This is a genomic window from Anoxybacillus thermarum (genome assembly GCF_000836725.1).
Lineage (GTDB): Bacteria > Bacillota > Bacilli > Bacillales > Anoxybacillaceae > Anoxybacillus > Anoxybacillus thermarum.
On record NZ_JXTH01000154.1, the window covers coordinates 1 to 617 of the forward strand.

Below are 617 nucleotides of genomic sequence, written 5' to 3' on the forward strand. Positions count from 1 at the left end.
GTTTTCGTCACAAGCGCCCCACCAATTAAAACGAAAAGCATGCCGATTGTCGTCGCTACCGCAAACCATTTTAAAAGCCGTTGCAATGTGTTCACTTCCTTAACGCAAAATTTTATCTAGCAAATGCCTAGTAAAAACTGTATAATAAATGTGAAATACGTGTGAAGAAATGCTACTCTCATATTAGCGGAAAATGTCGAAAAGCGCAAAGTTTTATTATGTGTGAGTAAAATATTTGTGGGTGACATTCAGGAATGATTCCCCGACGAGGGTTGCGAACTTTTGTTCGCGACGATCGTCGGGGCCACCAAGCGAAGCGCGGTAGAAAAAAGCAAATGTCAGGCAAAAAGGACTCTCTCCCTGCTATGATGGTGATGACCAACATCAATAAAACAGGAGGGAGAGAGTCCATGAAACATTTTACCACAGAATGGCCTTTATTAAAAGAGCTGGAGGAACAATTAGTCAGAACTCTTCAAAAGGTGTTCGCTGTCTTGTTGGCGGCCCTTTTGGAGGAGATTGATCAACAACTGGCGGAAGCGCGGGACAAGCGCCGGTATCAGCTGAAAGACAAACGGCCGACCACGATCCAAACGCTGTTTGGAGAAGTGACGTTT

Annotated in this window: 1 protein-coding gene; it reads left to right on the forward strand. The window is 44.4% G+C overall.

Features of this window, described 5'->3' with window-relative positions; translation table 11 throughout:
* Positions 1-410: 410 nt before the first annotated feature.
* Positions 411-617, forward strand: a 207-nt coding sequence (locus tag LH47_RS14875) for a UPF0236 family transposase-like protein (protein WP_407637173.1), incomplete at its 3' end; no start/stop codon positions are given.